16 protein-coding genes are annotated in these 15,854 nt (G+C 72.5%); 5 read left to right on the forward strand and 11 right to left on the reverse strand.

Translation table 11 applies throughout. From position 1 onward, the window contains the following. Nucleotides 1-75: 75 nt before the first annotated feature. Entirely contained in the window at nt 76-1,692 is a 1,617-nt protein-coding gene (locus ABZ128_RS26875) for an alkaline phosphatase D family protein (protein WP_356851484.1), read from the reverse strand. A gap of 132 nt (nt 1,693-1,824) precedes the next feature. Then, the gene (locus tag ABZ128_RS26880) at nt 1,825-2,676 is read right to left on the reverse strand and encodes an alpha/beta fold hydrolase (RefSeq protein ID WP_356851387.1); all 852 of its coding nucleotides are present in this window, start codon (nt 2,674-2,676) and stop codon (nt 1,825-1,827) included. 297 nt (nt 2,677-2,973) lie between these two features. Between ABZ128_RS26880 and ABZ128_RS26885 the strand changes: the two genes are divergently transcribed. Further along, nucleotides 2,974-3,732, forward strand: a complete 759-nt coding sequence (locus ABZ128_RS26885) for a GntR family transcriptional regulator (RefSeq protein ID WP_356851389.1) — start codon at nt 2,974-2,976, stop codon at nt 3,730-3,732. Between the two features lie 141 nt (nt 3,733-3,873). On the opposite strand, the gene ABZ128_RS26890 is transcribed toward ABZ128_RS26885, so the two are convergent. The 3 genes from ABZ128_RS26890 to ABZ128_RS26900 form a co-directional block, all read right to left on the reverse strand. Then, on the reverse strand, nt 3,874-5,031 hold the full coding sequence (locus tag ABZ128_RS26890; RefSeq protein WP_356851391.1) for an ROK family transcriptional regulator: 1,158 nt from the start codon (nt 5,029-5,031) through the stop codon (nt 3,874-3,876). Nucleotides 5,032-5,143: 112 nt separating this feature from the next. After that, nucleotides 5,144-5,794: a response regulator transcription factor gene (locus tag ABZ128_RS26895; RefSeq protein WP_356851392.1), complete on the reverse strand. Its 651-nt coding sequence runs from the start codon at nt 5,792-5,794 to the stop codon at nt 5,144-5,146. A 4-nt stretch (nt 5,795-5,798) separates the two neighbouring features. Next, nucleotides 5,799-6,974 carry a histidine kinase gene (locus ABZ128_RS26900; protein ID WP_356851394.1) on the reverse strand — a complete coding sequence of 392 codons (1,176 nt, stop codon included), beginning with the start codon at nt 6,972-6,974 and terminating at the stop codon, nt 5,799-5,801. A gap of 108 nt (nt 6,975-7,082) precedes the next feature. On the opposite strand from ABZ128_RS26900, the gene ABZ128_RS26905 reads away from it, so the two are divergent. From ABZ128_RS26905 to ABZ128_RS26915, 3 genes are read left to right on the forward strand one after another with little or no spacing between them, the layout of a single operon-like run. Next, nucleotides 7,083-7,994, forward strand: coding sequence for an ATP-binding cassette domain-containing protein (locus tag ABZ128_RS26905; protein ID WP_356851396.1), 912 nt, complete (start codon nt 7,083-7,085; stop codon nt 7,992-7,994). 28 nt (nt 7,995-8,022) lie between these two features. Next, a complete protein-coding gene (locus ABZ128_RS26910) occupies nt 8,023-8,772 on the forward strand; it encodes an ABC transporter permease subunit (protein WP_356851398.1) in 750 nt (249 codons plus the stop codon). Nucleotides 8,773-8,812: 40 nt separating this feature from the next. Further along, nucleotides 8,813-9,244, forward strand: coding sequence for a hypothetical protein (locus ABZ128_RS26915; RefSeq protein WP_356851400.1), 432 nt, complete (start codon nt 8,813-8,815; stop codon nt 9,242-9,244). Nucleotides 9,245-9,247: 3 nt separating this feature from the next. On the opposite strand, the gene mug is transcribed toward ABZ128_RS26915, so the two are convergent. From mug to ABZ128_RS26940, 5 genes are all read right to left on the reverse strand, one after another. Next, nucleotides 9,248-9,796 carry a G/U mismatch-specific DNA glycosylase gene (gene mug, locus ABZ128_RS26920; RefSeq protein WP_356851486.1) on the reverse strand — a complete coding sequence of 183 codons (549 nt, stop codon included), beginning with the start codon at nt 9,794-9,796 and terminating at the stop codon, nt 9,248-9,250. Further along, a complete protein-coding gene (purB, locus tag ABZ128_RS26925) occupies nt 9,793-11,226 on the reverse strand; it encodes an adenylosuccinate lyase (RefSeq protein WP_356851401.1) in 1,434 nt (477 codons plus the stop codon). The genes mug and purB overlap by 4 nt, the downstream gene beginning before the upstream one ends. A gap of 71 nt (nt 11,227-11,297) precedes the next feature. Continuing rightward, nucleotides 11,298-12,089: an SGNH/GDSL hydrolase family protein gene (locus tag ABZ128_RS26930; protein ID WP_356851402.1), complete on the reverse strand. Its 792-nt coding sequence runs from the start codon at nt 12,087-12,089 to the stop codon at nt 11,298-11,300. A gap of 69 nt (nt 12,090-12,158) precedes the next feature. Next, complete coding sequence (locus tag ABZ128_RS26935; protein ID WP_356851403.1) at nt 12,159-13,184, reverse strand: hemolysin family protein; 1,026 nt, start codon at nt 13,182-13,184, stop codon at nt 12,159-12,161. Then, a complete protein-coding gene (locus ABZ128_RS26940; protein WP_356851405.1) occupies nt 13,181-14,521 on the reverse strand; it encodes a hemolysin family protein in 1,341 nt (446 codons plus the stop codon). The genes ABZ128_RS26935 and ABZ128_RS26940 overlap by 4 nt, the downstream gene beginning before the upstream one ends. Before the next feature lie 241 nt (nt 14,522-14,762). On the opposite strand from ABZ128_RS26940, the gene ABZ128_RS26945 reads away from it, so the two are divergent. Then, a complete protein-coding gene (locus ABZ128_RS26945) occupies nt 14,763-15,197 on the forward strand; it encodes a GNAT family N-acetyltransferase (protein ID WP_356851407.1) in 435 nt (144 codons plus the stop codon). Here ABZ128_RS26945 and ABZ128_RS26950 read toward each other — a convergent pair. Then, entirely contained in the window at nt 15,187-15,837 is a 651-nt protein-coding gene (locus ABZ128_RS26950) for a class I SAM-dependent methyltransferase (RefSeq protein WP_356851408.1), read from the reverse strand. The two genes, ABZ128_RS26945 and ABZ128_RS26950, sit on opposite strands and share 11 nt — an antisense overlap. Nucleotides 15,838-15,854: the final 17 nt, after the last annotated feature.

A 15,854-nucleotide genomic window follows, 5' to 3' on the forward strand; every position in this document is an offset into this window, starting at 1 on the left:
ATGGGTTAAGTATCCATCTGGCCGATTTCGCCCTGTTTTCCTGCCCTTTCCCCGGGCCTAGCCTGAGCGCGGGGGCTACTGGCCCACGCGTCCCGGCTGGAGCGTCGTGGAAAAGAGTACGCCGCCTCCCTGGCGCCGCAAGCGCACGGTGAGCTCCCCGCTCCCGCCGTCGATCTCGACCTCGCCGTAGTACGGGGGGTTCTCGGACGGCGACATGTTGGCGAGCGGCGCCGACTGGACGTACGCGGTCTGCGGGCCGAAGGTCGCGTCGAGCTTTCCGGCCGGGAAACCGCCGGCGCCGACGGGGCCGGAGACGAACTCCCAGAACGGCGCGAAGTCGGTGAACGCCGCCCGCTCGGGGGCGTAGTGGTTCGCGGCCGTGTAGTGCACGTCGGTGGTGAGCCAGAGGGTGCCGGTGATGCGCTGGTGCTTGACGTGGCGCAGGAGTTCGGCGATCTGGAGCTCGCGGCCGAGCGGGGCTCCCGGGTCCCCCTGGGCCACGGCCTCGAAGTTGGCGGCGCCGTCGGGGACGACGATGCCCAGCGGCATGTCGGAGGCGATGACCTTCCAGGTGGCGCGGGAGCGCGACAGCTCGCGCTTGAGCCACCCCAGCTGTTCGCCGCCGAGGATGCCGACGGGGTCCTCGCTCTGGCGGCCCGGGGAGTTGGCGTTGCGGTGGGTGCGCATGTCGAGCACGAAGACGTCGAGCAGCGGGCCGTACCGCATCACGCGGTACATCCGGCCTTCGGCGCGGCCACCGCGCAGGTCGGTGACGGGGAAGTACTCGCCGAAGGCCTGGCGGGCGCGGGCCGCGAGGGTGTCGACGTCCTTGACGGTGTAGCGGGGATCCTCGATGAGCTGGCCGGGGTACCAGTTGTTGCGCACCTCGTGGTCGTCCCACTGGGCGAGGACCGGCACCTGGGCGTTGAAGTCGCGGAGGTTGCGATCCAGCAGGTTGTAGCGGAAGTTCCCGCGGAACTCGGCGAGGGTCTCGGCGACCTTCGCCTTCTCCTCCGTGGTGATGTTGCGCCAGATGCTGCCGTCACGCAGGGGTACGGACGCCTGGATCGGGCCGTCCGCGTAGATCGTGTCCCCGCTGAAGAGGAAGAAGTCGGGGTCCCGCAGCCGCATTTCCTCGAAGACCCGGTAGCCGCCGAGATCCGGGTTGATGCCCCAGCCCTGGCCCGCCAGGTCGCCCGACCAGACGAAGCGCACGTCGTGGCGGCGGGAGGCGGGCGTGGTGCGGAAGGTCCCGCGCACAGGCTCGCCGGCGCGGCGCGGATCGTCGGGGTCGGTGAGGACGATCCGGTAGTGGACCTGCTGCCCGGGCGGCAGGTCGCGCAGGGTGGTGGTGCCGGTGAAGTCGGAGGCCGGGCCGAGGAACGGGCCCCGGTGGCGCCGGACACCGTAGCGGAACGACTCGCTCGGCGAGGTCTCGACGTACATCCGTGCCGGCCGGTCGGACCGGGTCCACACGGTGGCCGAGTGGGGGGTGATCTCCCCGGACTGGACGCCCCAGGGAGCACCGGGGCGGCCGGAGCGGACGAACGCCGCGGCGGCGGACGGCGCGGTGGGCCCGGACGCGGATCCCAGGGGCGCGGCGAACGCGGGTGGGGTGGTCGCGCTGGACAGGGCGAGGCTCACCGGAACGGCGAGGGAACCGCCGAGCAGGGAACGTCGGGTGCGGGGCATCGGTGCCATCGGGGCGTCTCCAGGGCCGGCGGGGACGGGTCGGACCAGTGTGCCGCCGCACACCGGCCCGCCCGCGTCGGGCGCGCGAACCGTGGATGAACGATCGTCAGTGGATGAACGATCGTCAGCGGCTCAGTTCCTCGCTTGGGTTGTGGCCCGTACGGTGTCCATGACCACCCGCGAGACCAGTGCGGGGTCGTCGTTCATCGGGACGTGTCCGCATCCGGGGAGCCGGACCAGCCGGGCGCCCGGCAGGGTGTGCTTGGCGCGCACGCCCTGGCGCGGCAGGAGGAGCCGGTCCCGGGCACCCCAGGCGATGGTCACCGGCAGTCCCGGTACGTCCGCGGTGAACCGCACGGAACGGCCCGCGGCCAGCGTCTGCTCGAAGCCGGGCGCCTCGCGCAGGGCGAGGGTCTCGGCGACCACGGCCTCGGGCGAACGGCGCGCGGGCCGGGCGTAGATGGTGCCGGTGAGCGCGGCGCGGCCGGTGGCGCTGCGGGCGAGCCGCTCCAGGGTGGGGCGGGGCAGCGTCAGGGCGCCGAGGCGCATGGCCCGCAGGGTGGCGAAGGCGTAGCGCCGCTCGGCCTCCGTCCAGAAGCCGGCCGGTGACAGCGCGGTGACCGAGCGGACGAGGTTGCTGCGGCCCATCTCCAGGGCGAGCAGCCCGCCCAGGGAGTTGCCGACCACGTGCGGGCGCTCGACGCCGAGGGCCGAGCAGAGCGCACCCAGGGCCGGGACGACGGTGCCCAGGTCGTACGGAACCCCCTCGGGCAGCGGCTCCGAGACACCGAAGCCGGGCAGGTCGACGGCGATGACCTCGTACTCGGCGGCCAGGATGTCGGTCACGGGGTGCCAGGCCTGGAGGTGGTGGCCGATGCCGTGCAGGAGGAGCAGGGGTTCGCCGTCTCCCTTGCGCTCGTAGGCGACGGATGCGGTGCGGGGGCCCAGCGGCGAATCGATCGTGAAGGAGACCGTGGCGGTCATGCTGCTCCTCGTCGGGTGGACGCGTATGAGACAGGCCGTCAGCACTGCCCAGGACCATGATTACCGCCCGGTAGCCCCCGACTACAAGCCTCGCGGGCGTGTCGGGGCGGGCACGAACATCGCGTGAACGGCTTGATACGTATGCCCGATCTGCCCGGTAAAGGGGTGAGCATTGGTCTTGACCAAGGGTGGGTGCCGTCCTATGGTCGGCAGGGATAGTGCAGGAACCTTTAATAAACAAAGGCGCGGAACTGCCGCTGGAACACGGCGATTGCAGCGATGGCAGGAGGAGTCAGGGTGGGGACCACGCAGCTCGAAACGGTGCCGGAGCCGAAGTACTGGCACCTGAAGACCGTCCTCAGCGAGGCGCTCGACCAGGACTTCGCCGTGGGGGAGGTCCTGCCCAACGAGCGGGAGCTCGCCGCCCGCTTCGGCGTCGCCCGCGCGACCCTCCGGCAGGCCCTGGAGCAGCTGGAACTCGAAGGCCGGCTGCAGCGCCGCCGCGGGGTCGGCACCACCGTCGCCCCGCCGCGCGTCGGCGTCGCGGTCGGGGGCGCACAGCACGGCTGGGCCGGGGAGGGCATCGACGGGTGGGAGTCCGTGGACGCCGCCCAAACCCTGCCGTCCGCCGCCGTCCTTGCTCTCCTCGGCACGTCCGCCGACCAGCCGGTGCACGCGGTGCGCCGGACCCGGTTCAGCCACGGCCAGGCCGTTGCCGCCGAGCTGCTGTACGTGCCCGCCGCCTCGATCCCCGGGCTCTCCGCCATCGACGCCCCGGCCGGCCCGGCCCGCGCCCGCGCCGTCCTGCGCGAACTGCAGCGGCTCGTCCTGGAGGGGCAGGACCGCTCGGTGGAGCTCGGCTCGGCCCGCGCCGACGACGCCAAGGACCTGGACCGGCTCCCCGGTGCCCCGGTGCTCGTGGTCACCACCCGCTACTTCACCGCTGCGGGCACGGCGGCCGTGTCCGTCGCGACGTACCGTGCGGACACCTGCCGGCTGACCTTCGGCGACACCGGCGAAGTGGAAGTCACCCCCGCCCACCGCGCTGCCTCCTGACCGCGCCCGTGCAGTGAAGGCCGCCCCGCGTACGTTCCCGACGCGGGCGGCCTCCCGCCGTGCGAGGCGCCGACGGTGCCGGGCACGGCCGGGGCCTCGCCCCGGCCGCAGGCCTCGCAGACCCGGGAGCCGGGCGCAGGGTCAGCGGCGGCGGGCCGTGACCGTCTTCTCCACCGCGAAGAGCTCCTCTTCCACATGGTCCATCGCCAGCCGGAGCGCCCCGGTGGCCACCGCCGCCTCGCCGAGCAGCGACTGCGCCACCCGCGGCGGACGCAGGCAGTAGCGCTCCAGCTCCCGGCGCAGGGGGTCCAGGACACCGTCGAGGCCGGCGGCCCAGCCGCCCACCACGACCAGCTCCGGATCCATCGCCAGGACCAGCGCCGCCACGTCGTGCACCAGCCGCTGGATGAACCGCTGCACCGCGGCCACCGCCCGCTCGTCGCCCCGCCTGGCCATCGCGAAGACCTCCGCCACCGCCTGCTCGTCGAGCGGGTGCAGGGGTTCCCCGGTGGTCGACAGCAGCCTCTCGGGCGTGACCTCGCGGCCGAGCAGGTGCAGCGCACCGATCTCACCGGCGGCTCCGCCGAAGCCGCGGTGCAGCCGGCCCCCGATGAGCGAGCCGGCGCCGGGACTGAGACCCGCCATCACGAACACCACGTCGTCGGTGTCCTGCGCGGCGCCCTTCCAGTGCTCGGCGACCGCCGCCGCATTGGCGTCGTTCTCCACCTGCACCGGACAACGGAACGAACGCCGCAGCCGCTCGCCGAGCGGCAGACCCGTCCACCCGGGCAGGGCGGTGCCGAGGCGCACGGTGCCGTCCGCCTCCACGATCCCGGGACTCGCGACCCCGACGGCGCGCAGCGAATCCCGCGGAACCCCGGCCCTCCGCAGCAGGTCGGCCACCGCCGCCCGAACCCGCTCCAGCCGTTCGTCGGCCGAGGCGGTCTCGGACACGTCCTTGGTGCCGGCGCCGATCACCCGGCCGTCCAGGCCGGACAGCAGGACCGCCACCCGGCGCGAGCCGATCTCGATCCCCAGCAGGTGCCCGGCCTCGGCCCGGAACCGGTAGCGCCTGGCCGGCCGCCCCTGCCGGCGCGTGCCTTCCTCCACAGCGGCCTCGACGACGAGCCCGGTCCCGATCAGTCCCTCGACCACGCCCTCCACGGTCGGCCGGGACAGCCCGGTCACCCGGGTCAGGTCGGTGAGGGTCGGCGCATCCGCCGCCCGCAGTGCGCGCAGCACCACGGCCGAATTGATCCGCCGGAGCAGAGAGGGATCCCCGCCGGTCAGCTGCCCCAACGTGTGTCCTCCCAGATGGCGAGCCTGTCTGCCGGATCGTACTGCCCACCCGGTGCGGCGGCGATAACCAGCCCCCCATCGGCCGGAACCGCTCGCTCTCCTCTCGCTCCCCTCAGGCCGGCGCGACGAAGCCCGACTCGTACGCCGTGATGACCGCCTGCGTCCGGTCGCGCGCCCCGAGCTTGCCCAGGATCGCACTCACGTGGGACTTGACCGTCTCCGTCCCGACGATCAGCTCGCGGGCGATCTCCACATTCGTCAGCCCCTTCGCCATCAGCCGCAGCACCGCCTCCTCCCGCTCGGTCAGCGCGGCCCGCTCCAGCACCGCCCGTGCCTGCCGGTTTCCGTACTCGGCGGCGAGGGCCCGCACCGCCGCCGGGAACAGCAGGGTCTCGCCCTCCGCCACCAGCCGTACCGCGTGGACGATCTCCGACGGCCGGGCCCGCTTCAGCAGGAACCCGTCCGCCCCGGCCCGCAGTGCCTGGTAGACGTACTCGTCGTTCTCGAAGGTCGTCACCACGAGGATCTTCGGCGGGCAGTCCACCGTCCGCAGGACCGCCCGGGTCGCCTCGATCCCGTCGAGCAGCGGCATCCGCACGTCCATGGCCACCACGTCCGGCCGCAGTTGCCGCACCAGCGGGACCACGGACGCGCCGTCGGCGGCCTCACCCACCACCTCGATGTCGGGCTGGGCATCCAGAACGGCACGCAGACCCGCGCGCACCAGGGGTTCGTCATCGACGAGCAGTACGGTAACCGGCATCCGGTCAGCGTATTCGCTCCAGCGGAAGCCGCGCGCGCACCCTCCAACTGCCCTCGAACGGGCCGGTGTCGGCCTCCCCGCCGAGCAGCGCGGCGCGCTCGCGCATCCCCCGCAGTCCGCTGCCGGTGCCGGTCACCAGGACGGGCTGTTTCGGCAGCGGGTTCGTCACCTCCAGGTCCAGCCTGCCGACCGCCATCTCCACCCGCACTCGGACCGGAACCGGGCCGCAGTGGCGCAGCACGTTCGTGAGCGCCTCCTGCAGGATCCGGTAACCCTCCCGGGTGACCGGGCCGGGCAACTGCTCCAGCGGCCCCGTCAACTCGGCGTCGACCGTCGCCCCGGAGGCCCGCGCCGACTCCAGCAGGCGGTCGGCCTCCGCGAGCGTCGGCCGCTGCGAAGGCGGCTGTGCGGACTCGCGCAGCACCAGCAGGACCCGCTCCAGATCCTCCAGAGCGGCCCGTCCGGTCTCCTCGATCGCCGCCAGGGCCCGGTCGGTGAACGCGGGATCGGCCGCCGCCCGCGCGGCACCCGCCTGCACCACCGCCACCGTCAGGGCGTGCCCGATGGAGTCGTGGAGCTCGCGCGCAATACGGGTCCGCTCAAGCAACTGCTCGGTCCGCGCCTCCAGAGCGGTGAGCCGCTCGGCCGCCGAAGGCCCCAGCAGCCGGCGGGCAATCAAGGTCATCAGCTCGCCGAGCAGAACGACGGTGACGATCAGCAGGACCAACGGCACCGGCGCCAGCAGAGCGGCCGCCCAGGGCGACGGGGTGAAGGGCAGCCGAACGTCCGTGACGAGCGTCTTGCCGAAGGACGCCCCGACCAGATCTACGGTGAACATCGGCAGCCAGACCGTCGCGAGCGTCACCACGAGCGAGACGACGAGCCGCATCTCCAGCCACAGGAGGGTCCGCCACCGGTCGCTCCAGCGCGCGGACTTGGCCGCGCTGATACCGCTGTCCGCGGAGTCCCGGTCGTGCGGCGTGAGCAGGAACCGTGCCTGCAGCCCCTCGGCCAGGCGCATCCAGGGCATCAGTCCCAGAGGTATGACGATCAGCAGGGGAAACCACGGAGCCTCGGGCTCTATGAACATCCAGACGGCCAGCATCAGGATGGGCACGCACAGGTGTACCCAGCGCGAGTACGTCACCGGTTGGAGCGGGGCACGGAGCAGTCGGTACATGCCCTCATCGTGTCAGCGCGGGCCTGACCGGCGTCTCCCCCGTGTGGGGGAGACGGCACCCTCGCATGGGGGAGGAAGGGGGGTGGGGCCGGCGGCGAGCCTTGAGGCATGAACAGCATCGAGATCCGAGAACTGACCAAGGAATACGGCCGTGTCAGGGCCGTCGACCGCCTCACCTTCGATGTACTGCCCGGGCGGGTCACCGGATTCCTCGGCCCCAACGGGGCGGGGAAGTCGACCACGATGCGCCTGCTGCTGGGCCTGGACCGGATCACCTCCGGTACCGCGACCATCGGCGGGCAGCGGTTCACGGACTTCTCCGACCCGCTCCACCGGGTCGGCGCGCTCCTGGACGCCCAGTCGGCTCACGGCGGCCGGACCGCGCTGGACCACCTCCGCTTCCTCGCGGCCGCGAACCGCATACCGGTGCGGCGGGTGGAGGAGGTCCTGGAGCGGGCCGGGATCGCCTCGGCCGCCAAGAAGCGGATCAAGACCTTCTCCCTCGGGATGCGCCAGCGCCTCGGCATAGCGGCAGCCCTGCTGGGGGACCCCGCGGTGCTGCTGCTGGACGAGCCGACCAACGGGCTCGACCCCGAGGGCATCATCTGGATCCGCGAGCTGATGCGCGCACTGGCCGCGGAAGGGCGCACGGTCCTGGTCTCCAGCCACCTGATGTCCGAGACCGCGGCGTTCGCCGACCACCTGGTCGTGCTGGGGCGAGGGAAGCTGCTGGCCGACACCTCGATGGAGGAGTTCATCCACGCCCGCAGCACTCCGCGGGTGAGGCTGCGCACCTCGGACCCCGTCCGGCTCCGGGCGGCCCTCGCACGGGACGGCTTCGAGATGGTCACCACCGACGGCGGGAGGTGGACCGTGGACGGCATACGGGCTGAGCAGCTCGGCGGCATGGCCGCCCGGGAAGGCATCCCCGTGCTGGAACTCGCCGACGAGCGCGCCTCCCTGGAGCAGGCCTATCTCGATCTCACCGCCGACCACGCCCAGTTCGCCGCAACCCCCTGACTCTCACCCCCCTCAAGGAGGCTTCGCCATGAGCGCCGCTCTGCCCACCGTCCCCGTCCTGCACTCCGAATGGATCAAGATACGGTCCCTGCGCGGCACCTTCGGCGCACTCTTGGCGATCTTCGTCGCCACTGCCGGAATCCAGGCCCTGACGGCCGCGGCGATAGGCCAGGCCGAGGCCGGCAGCATGGGGGACGACCCTCTCCTCGCGTCCTACTACGGCATCAACTTCGGCCAGATCGCAGCCTTCGCCTTCGGCGCGACCGCGCTGTCCTCGGAGTTCCACAACGGCGCGCTGTGCACGTCGTTGACCGCGGTGCCGCATCGCACCCGCTTCTACCTCTCGAAGATGGCCGTGGTCGGCGGACTCGCCTTCCTGGTGGGCCAGGTCACCGGACTTGCAACGTTCGTCGGGGGCCAGGCGTTCATGGGCCCGTACGCCCTCGAACTCGGCAGCGCGGGCACCTACCGTGCCGTCTTCGGGAGCGGTGTGTACCTGACGCTCATGGCCCTCTTCGCCGCCGGGCTGACGGCCGTCCTGCGCAGCGCTGCGGCCGTGTTGAGCCTGCTCATACCGTTCGTGCTGATGGTGTCCTTCGTCGTCGGTGCGACGGCGGGCGGCGTGGCCCAGTACCTGCCGGACCGTGCGGGGCAGGTGGTGATGCGCGCGGAAACGGTGGGCGACCTCGGCCCCTGGAGCGGCCTCGGGGTACTGGCGCTGTGGACGGCGGCCGCCCTGCTCGGCGGCTGGGTGGCGGTGCGGCGGCGCAACGTGTGACGCACGGCCAGTTGTCAGTGGTGGCCGGGATACTGACGCCATGACCACGGCAGAGCATCTCGACACGATCGACCGGCTCCGGACGCGAGAGTTCCCCGATGTCCGGGGCAGGTCCGACGTGGGTGTCAGCGGGCCCGGCTACCACCTCGCCGAGCTGGGCGGGAGCCGGTGGTACGGGGACGAGGACCCCGCCGACCGGGTGGTCCACGAGGAGCAGGTGTCCGCCGAGTACGACGCGCTCACCCACCGGCTGGAGGAGCGCTGGGGAGAACCCCACCGGTTCAGCCTCGCCTCTCTGAGGCTGAGGGTGCAACAGGAGGTGGTACAGCCCTGGCAGGAGATCGCGGACACCAGCGAGCACCTGCACCTGTGGCGGGTCGGTGACCGCTGGATCGCGGTCTACGAGGCCCGCTGGGGGGCCGACCACTCGCCGCAGCTGATGGCCGCGGTCACGGTGATCGACCCGCCGTAGGCCCTACGGCTCGGGGGACGACTCCGCCGCGGCGCGGAGGCGGGCGTACTCCTGGGCCATGGTCTCCGCGGTCCAGTGGGCGTTGAGCCCACTGGGGTTGGGCAGGGCCCAGATGCGGGTGGAGCCGATCGTGCGCTCCTGGGGGCCGATCTGCGCCCGGCGTTCGCCGAAGGCGGTGCGGTAGGCGGTGACCCCGACCACGGCCAGCCACTGGGGGCGCAGGAGTTCCACCTTGGCCGTCAGGATGCGGCCGCCCTCGCGGAACTCCTCCGGGCTCAGCTCATCGGCGCGGGCCGTGGCACGGGCGACGACGTTGGTGATGCCGAGCCGGTAGGTGAGCAGTTCTTCCTGTTCCGCGGGGGCGAGGCGGCGCGGGGTGAAACCGGAGAGGTGCAGGACGGGCCAGAAGCGGTTGCCGGGGCGGGCGAAATGGTGGCCCGTCGCGGCGGAGAGGAGACCCGGGTTGATCCCGCAGAACAGCACGCGCAGACCGCCCGCGACCACATCCGGGACGACGCGATCACGGGCGGCGGCAAGCTCCTCGGGGGTCAGAGGATCGACCCCGGCGTGTACCCGGCGGCCTCCGGGTGCTGCTTGGCGATGGCCTCGATACGGGCGACCACCGCGGTGACCTGGTCACCCGCCGCGCCCGTGAAGGACAGCTTGTCGGCCATCAGGGCGTCGAGCTGACCCCGGTCCAGGGGCATCCGCTCGTCGGCGGCCAGCTTGTCCAGGAGCTCGTTGCGCTCGACACCCAGCTCGCGCATGGCGAGAGCCGAGGCCACGGCGTGCTCCTTGATGACCTCGTGGGCGGCCTCGCGGCCGACACCCGCACGCACCGCACCCATCAGCACCTTGGTGGTGGCGAGGAAGGGGAGGTAACGGTCCAGCTCGCGGGTCACGACCGCCGGGAAGGCGCCGAATTCGTCGAGGACCGTCAGGAAGGTCTCCAGCAGGCCGTCGAAGGCGAAGAAGGCGTCCGGCAGGGCCACCCGGCGGACCACGGAGCAGGACACGTCGCCCTCGTTCCACTGGTCGCCGGCCAGTTCGCCGGTCATCGAGGCGTAGCCGCGCAGGATGACCATCAGGCCGTTCACACGCTCGCAGGAGCGGGTGTTCATCTTGTGCGGCATCGCGGAGGAGCCGACCTGGCCGGGCTTGAAGCCCTCGGTGACCAGCTCGTGGCCGGCCATCAGGCGGATGGTCTTCGCGATCGAGGACGGGGCGGCGGCCAGCTGCACCAGGGCGGTGACCACGTCGTAGTCGAGGGAGCGCGGGTAGACCTGGCCGACCGAGGTGAAGGCCTGGGCGAAGCCGAGGTGGGCGGCGATGCGCTGCTCCAGCTCGGCGAGCTTCGAGGCGTCGCCGCCCAGCAGGTCGAGCATGTCCTGGGCGGTGCCGACCGGGCCCTTGATGCCGCGCAGCGGGTAGCGGCCGAGCAGGTCCTCCAGGCGGTCGTAGGCGACCAGCAGCTCGTCGGCCGCGGTGGCGAAGCGCTTGCCCAGGGTGGTCGCCTGCGCGGCGACGTTGTGGGAGCGGCCGGCCATGACCAGCTCGGCGTGCTCGCCGGCCAGCTTGCCCAGACGGGCGAGGACGGCGACGGTGCGGTCGCGGGCCAGCTCCAGCGAGAGCCGGATCTGCAGCTGCTCGACGTTCTCGGTGAGGTCGCGCGAGGTCATGCCCTTGTGGACGTGCTCGTGGCCGGCGAGGGCGTTGAATTCCTCGATGCGGGCCTTCACGTCGTGCCGGGTGACCTTCTCGCGCTCGGCGATGGAGGCGAGGTCGACCGTCTCCAGGACGCGCTCGTAGTCGGCGAGGGCGTCGTCCGGGACCTCGATGCCGAGGTCCTTCTGGGCGCGCAGGACGGCGAGCCACAGCCGCCGCTCCAGCGTCACCTTGTACTCGGGGGACCACAGGACGGCGAGCTCCGCAGAGGCGTAGCGGCCGGCCAGGACATTGGGGATGCGGGGCTTGGCTGTCACGTGTAGGGATTCTACTTGGGCCGCCGCTGTGTGTTTACGCAGGTAGCGGCCCCGGCTCCGATTGTGCCTTGCTACGAGAGCGGCTCGCCCGCGGTCGCCTCGTACGGCAGCAGCTCCGGGCGCTTGGCCGGACGGCCGTCCCCCGAGGAGCGGCCGGTCAGCCGGCGGCCGACCCAGGGCAGCAGGTGCTGCCGCGCGAAACTCAGGTCCTGGGAGCGGCGCACCGCCCAGCCGGGCGCGACCGCGGGCGCAAGCGGGGCCCGCCAGTCCTCCCCGGCCGGCAGGCCCAGCGTCTGCCAGACCGCCTCCGCCACCCGCCGGTGACCCTCGGCCGTCAGGTGCAGCCGGTCGACGTCCCAGAGGCGGGGATCGCCGAGTACCTCGGCACCGTACAGGTCCACCACCCGCGCCCCGTGCCGCGCGGCGAGCTCCTCGACCACGGCGAAGAGTTCTTCCATGCGCGGCCGGAAACGTTCCATCACCGGCCCGTTGCGTCCCGGCGACCGCATCAGCACGAGCGTCCCGCAGGAGGGGGCGAGCAGGCTGACGGCCTTCTCCAGGTGCCCGCGGACCCGTCCCATGTCGACCTTCGGCCGCAGGGCGTCGTTCAGCCCGCCCACCAGAGTGACCACATCGGCCCGCATCTCCGCCGCCAGTGGGGCCTGCTCCTCGGCGATCTGGCCGATCAGCTTGCCGCGGACGGCGAGGTTCGCGTAGCGAAAACCCGGCTCGCGCGCGGCCAGGCGGGCGGCCAGCAGATCGGCCCAGCCCCGGTAGGAGCCGTCGGGCAGCAGGTCGGACATGCCCTCGGTGAAGGAGTCGCCGACCGCGACGAAACTGGTGTAGGAGGCATTCATGTCCATGGGGGAGCGATGTTACCGCGTGGTACTCCGGCCCCGGCAGACCGGGGCCGGAGTACCCGGCGAGGAGGCTCAGGCCGAGGCGGGCCTGCCGAACAGCTCGCGCAGCACGTCCTCCATCGTCACCAGGCCCGTCATCACACCGGCCGGCCCGAGGACGGCCGCCAGGTGCGTCCGGCTGCGCCGCATCGCGGTCAGCACGTCGTCCAGCGGGGTCTCCGCCCGCACCTGGGCGATCTGGCGCAGCGCGGACACCGGGAACGCCTGGTCGCGCTCCGGCCCGTTCGCGTCCAGGGCGTCCTTGATGTGCAGGTACCCGAGGATCCGGTGCTGCCCGTCGATCACGGGGAAGCGGGAGTAGCCGGACTCCGCCGACAGGCGCTCCAGTCCGGCCGGCGTGATTCCCTCCCGCGCCACGACGACCCGTACCGAGGGCAGCACCACGTCCTTGACCGGCCGCCGCCCCAGCTCCAGGGCGTCGTGCAGCCGCTCGCTCGCCCGGCCGTCGATGAGCCCCGCTTCGCTGGAGTCCTTCACGATGCGGGCCAGCTCGTCGTCCGAGAAGGTCGCCGACACCTCCCCCTTCGCCTCGACCCGCAGCAGCCGCAGCAGGGTGTTGGCGAAGGCGTTGACCGCGAAGATCACCGGGCGCAGCGCCCGGGCCAGGGCCACCAGCGGCGGTCCCAGCAGCAGCGCGGTGCGCACCGGCTCGGACAGGGCCACGTTCTTCGGCAGCATCTCGCCGAACAGCATGTGCAGGTACGTCGCGAGCGCCAGCGCCACCACGAAGGAAATCGCGTGCGTGACCCCGGAGGGCACGCCGACGAGGTCGAACAGCGGGGTGAGCAGATGCGCGATGGCCGGTTCCGCCACGACGCCGAGCACCAGGGTGCACAGGGTGATGCCCAGCTGCGCGGCCGCCATCAGCGCCGACACGTGCTCCAGTCCCCACAGCACGGAGCGCGCCCGCCGGTCGCCGTGCTCGGCGTAGGGCTCGATCTGGCTGCGCCGGACCGAGATCAAGGCGAATTCGGCGCCGACGAAGAAGGCGTTGACGACCAGGGTCGCCAGGCCGATCAGCAGTTGCAGGACCGTCATCGGGCCCCCTCCTCGTCCACGGGGTGCGGGGGCTCGGCCGGCATGTGGAGCAGTACCCGGGCGGCCCTGCGCCCGGTGGCGTCCACCACGTCCAGCTGCCAGCCGTCCAGCTCCAGGCTGTCGCCGACGGCCGGGATCCGGCCCAGCTCGGTCGCCATCAGCCCGGCGAGGGTCTCGTACGGTCCGTCCGGCACGCGCAGCCCGATCTGCCGCAGCTGATCGGTGCGGGCGGCGCCGTCGGCGGAGTAGAGCGTCCGGCCGGCCGCGTCGGTACCGGCCGGGGCCAGGTCCGGGGTCTCGTGCGGGTCGTGCTCGTCGCGCACCTCGCCGACGACCTCCTCCACGATGTCCTCCAGGGTGGCCACGCCGGCCGTGCCCCCGTACTCGTCGATGACCACGGCCATCGTCTGCCTGCCGGACAACCGGTCCAGCAGCCGGTCCACGGTCAGGGACTCCGGCACGAGGAGCGGCGGGCGCAGCAGCCGGGAGACCGGGTGGAGGCGCCGCTCCTCGGCGGGCAGGGCGAGGACGTCCTTGATGTGGACGGTGCCGACGACCTCGTCGAGAGTGCCGCGGTAGACGGGGAAGCGCGACAGTCCGGTCGCGAGGGTCGCGTTCGCCACGTCCTCGGCGGTGGTCTGTACGTCCAGCGCGGTGACCTGGACGCGCGGGGTCATCACGTTCTCCGCGGTCAGGTCGGCCAGGTTCAGGGTCCGCACGAACAGCTCGGCGGTGTCCTTCTCCAGTGCGCCCGCCTTCGCGGAGTGGCGGGCCAGGGCCACCAGCTCCTGCGGGGTGCGGGCGGAGGCCAGCTCCTCGGCCGGCTCCATGCCGAACCGGCGGACCATGTGGTTCGCGGTGGTGTTCAGATGGCTGATGAACGGCTTGAAGGCCCGGCTGAAGACCCGCTGCATCGTCGCCACCCGCTTGGCGACGGCGAGCGGGGAGGAGATCGCCCAGTTCTTGGGCACCAGCTCGCCGACGACCATCAGGACCACGGTCGACAGCACCGTGCCCAGGATCAGGGCGGTGGAGGAGGCGGCGGCCGCCGACAGGCCCATGGCCTCGAACGGGCCCTGGAGCAGGGCCGCGATCGAGGGCTTGGAGATCATTCCGATGACCAGGCCGGTCACGGTGATGCCGAGCTGGGCCCCGGACAGCTGGAACGTCAGGCTGCGGACGGCGGCCAGGGCGCTCTCGGCCCCGCGCTCACCGCGCTCGACGGCTCTCTCCAGCTCGCTGCGCTCGACGGTGGTCAGCGAGAACTCGGCCGCCACGAAGGCGCCGCAGGCAAGGCACAGCAGCAGCGCCACGGCGAGCAGGAGCACTTCGGTCATCGTCCGGTCACCTCCGTCCCATGATCTGACCGGCGGCGGGCTGCCGCGCGGTGTCGGATGCCGGATCGGTGGTCGGGGGTACCGGGAGGCTCGCCCATGGGCGGAGGCTCACACCTTTCGTCGGAGGTCTCGGCTCGGCCCGGGAAGGGATCCGGGAAGCCGCTTCCTCTCAGGGTAAAGGACGGGCAAAGAGAGCGGATCATTCTTTTGGCGCAGCGCCCGCCGATGGTGGGATCCGGACATGAGCGATCTCCACATCGGGCCTGCGTCGGCCGCCGACCTCACCGCCGTGCTGGACTTCTGGAAGACCTCGGCCGAGGGGACGAGTATCAGCGACGACCTCCCCGGGGTCGAGCGGTTGTACGCCCGCGACCCCGAGGCCCTCCTGCTCGCCCGGCGCGACGGAGAACTGGTCGGCACCGTGATCGCCGGGTTCGACGGATGGCGCTGCCACCTCTACCGGCTCGCCGTGCACCCGGACCACCGGCGCCGCGGCATCGGCACGGCGCTGCTCGCCGCCGCTGAGGAGCGGTTCGCGGCGCTGGGCGGCCGCCGCGCGGACGCGATGGTGCTCGACCGGAACGAACGGGCCCACGGAGCGTGGAGCGCGGGCGGCTACCACCCCGAGGACCACTGGACGCGGTGGGTCAAGCCGCTGGAGGCGTTCAGGGCCTGAAGGGGCGGCGGGCCGAGCCGATGACGCAGTACGAGGTGGGGAAGGCCGGTCCGCGGGCCGGCAGCCGGAAGCTGCGGCAGGAGACGATTCGGAATCCGGCCGCCTCGATCGCGGCGAGCGGCTCGCGCGCGGTGTGGCACCCGCCGAAGAGGTGGGGCCACACGGTCCGGTCCAGTGCGCGCTGGACCGCGGCCATCCCACGGGTCGGGGCGCGGCCGTGCTCGAAGAAACGCAGCTCGGCGTCGGGCCGGAGCACCCGGTGGAGCTCCGAGAGGGAGCGGCGCAGGTCCCGTACGGAGCAGAGCACCAGCGAGGCCACGGCGGTGTCGAAGGCCTCGCTCTTGACGGGGAGGGCCTCGGCGGAGCCGGGCACGATGTCGACGGGGACCTCGGTGTGCAGGGCGGCGTCGGCCGCGAGCCGGCGCAGCAGGGGCTCCGGTTCGACCGCGACCACCTCGGAGACCGCGCGCGGGTAGTGGGCGAAGCTGAGGCCGTTGCCCGCGCCGATCTCGATGACGCGGCCGGTCACTCCGTGGAGAAGCTCCTCGCGGAGGGCGGGGAGGGTGGCGTGCCGTTCGGCTGCGGAGCTCGCTCGGGCGTAGAGGCGGGCGAAGACGGGGTGTTGGGTGCGCGGCGGCATGAGGGCTCCCGGGGGAC

The organism is Streptomyces sp. NPDC006326 (assembly GCF_040612915.1).
Lineage (GTDB): Bacteria > Actinomycetota > Actinomycetes > Streptomycetales > Streptomycetaceae > Streptomyces.

What these genes read in the sequence shown, in the direction of transcription:
- ABZ128_RS26875 (WP_356851484.1), bottom strand. Translation starts at nt 1,692, where the DNA reads ATGCCCCGCACCCGACGTTCCCTGCTCGGCGGTTCCCTCGCCGTTCCG.
- ABZ128_RS26880 (WP_356851387.1), bottom strand. Translation starts at nt 2,676, where the DNA reads ATGACCGCCACGGTCTCCTTCACGATCGATTCGCCGCTGGGCCCCCGC.
- ABZ128_RS26895 (WP_356851392.1), bottom strand. Translation starts at nt 5,794, where the DNA reads ATGCCGGTTACCGTACTGCTCGTCGATGACGAACCCCTGGTGCGCGCG.
- ABZ128_RS26900 (WP_356851394.1), bottom strand. Translation starts at nt 6,974, where the DNA reads ATGTACCGACTGCTCCGTGCCCCGCTCCAACCGGTGACGTACTCGCGC.
- ABZ128_RS26905 (WP_356851396.1), top strand. Translation starts at nt 7,083, where the DNA reads ATGAACAGCATCGAGATCCGAGAACTGACCAAGGAATACGGCCGTGTC.
- ABZ128_RS26910 (WP_356851398.1), top strand. Translation starts at nt 8,023, where the DNA reads ATGAGCGCCGCTCTGCCCACCGTCCCCGTCCTGCACTCCGAATGGATC.
- ABZ128_RS26915 (WP_356851400.1), top strand. Translation starts at nt 8,813, where the DNA reads ATGACCACGGCAGAGCATCTCGACACGATCGACCGGCTCCGGACGCGA.
- ABZ128_RS26930 (WP_356851402.1), bottom strand. Translation starts at nt 12,089, where the DNA reads ATGGACATGAATGCCTCCTACACCAGTTTCGTCGCGGTCGGCGACTCC.
- ABZ128_RS26935 (WP_356851403.1), bottom strand. Translation starts at nt 13,184, where the DNA reads ATGACGGTCCTGCAACTGCTGATCGGCCTGGCGACCCTGGTCGTCAAC.
- ABZ128_RS26940 (WP_356851405.1), bottom strand. Translation starts at nt 14,521, where the DNA reads ATGACCGAAGTGCTCCTGCTCGCCGTGGCGCTGCTGCTGTGCCTTGCC.
- ABZ128_RS26945 (WP_356851407.1), top strand. Translation starts at nt 14,763, where the DNA reads ATGAGCGATCTCCACATCGGGCCTGCGTCGGCCGCCGACCTCACCGCC.
- ABZ128_RS26950 (WP_356851408.1), bottom strand. Translation starts at nt 15,837, where the DNA reads ATGCCGCCGCGCACCCAACACCCCGTCTTCGCCCGCCTCTACGCCCGA.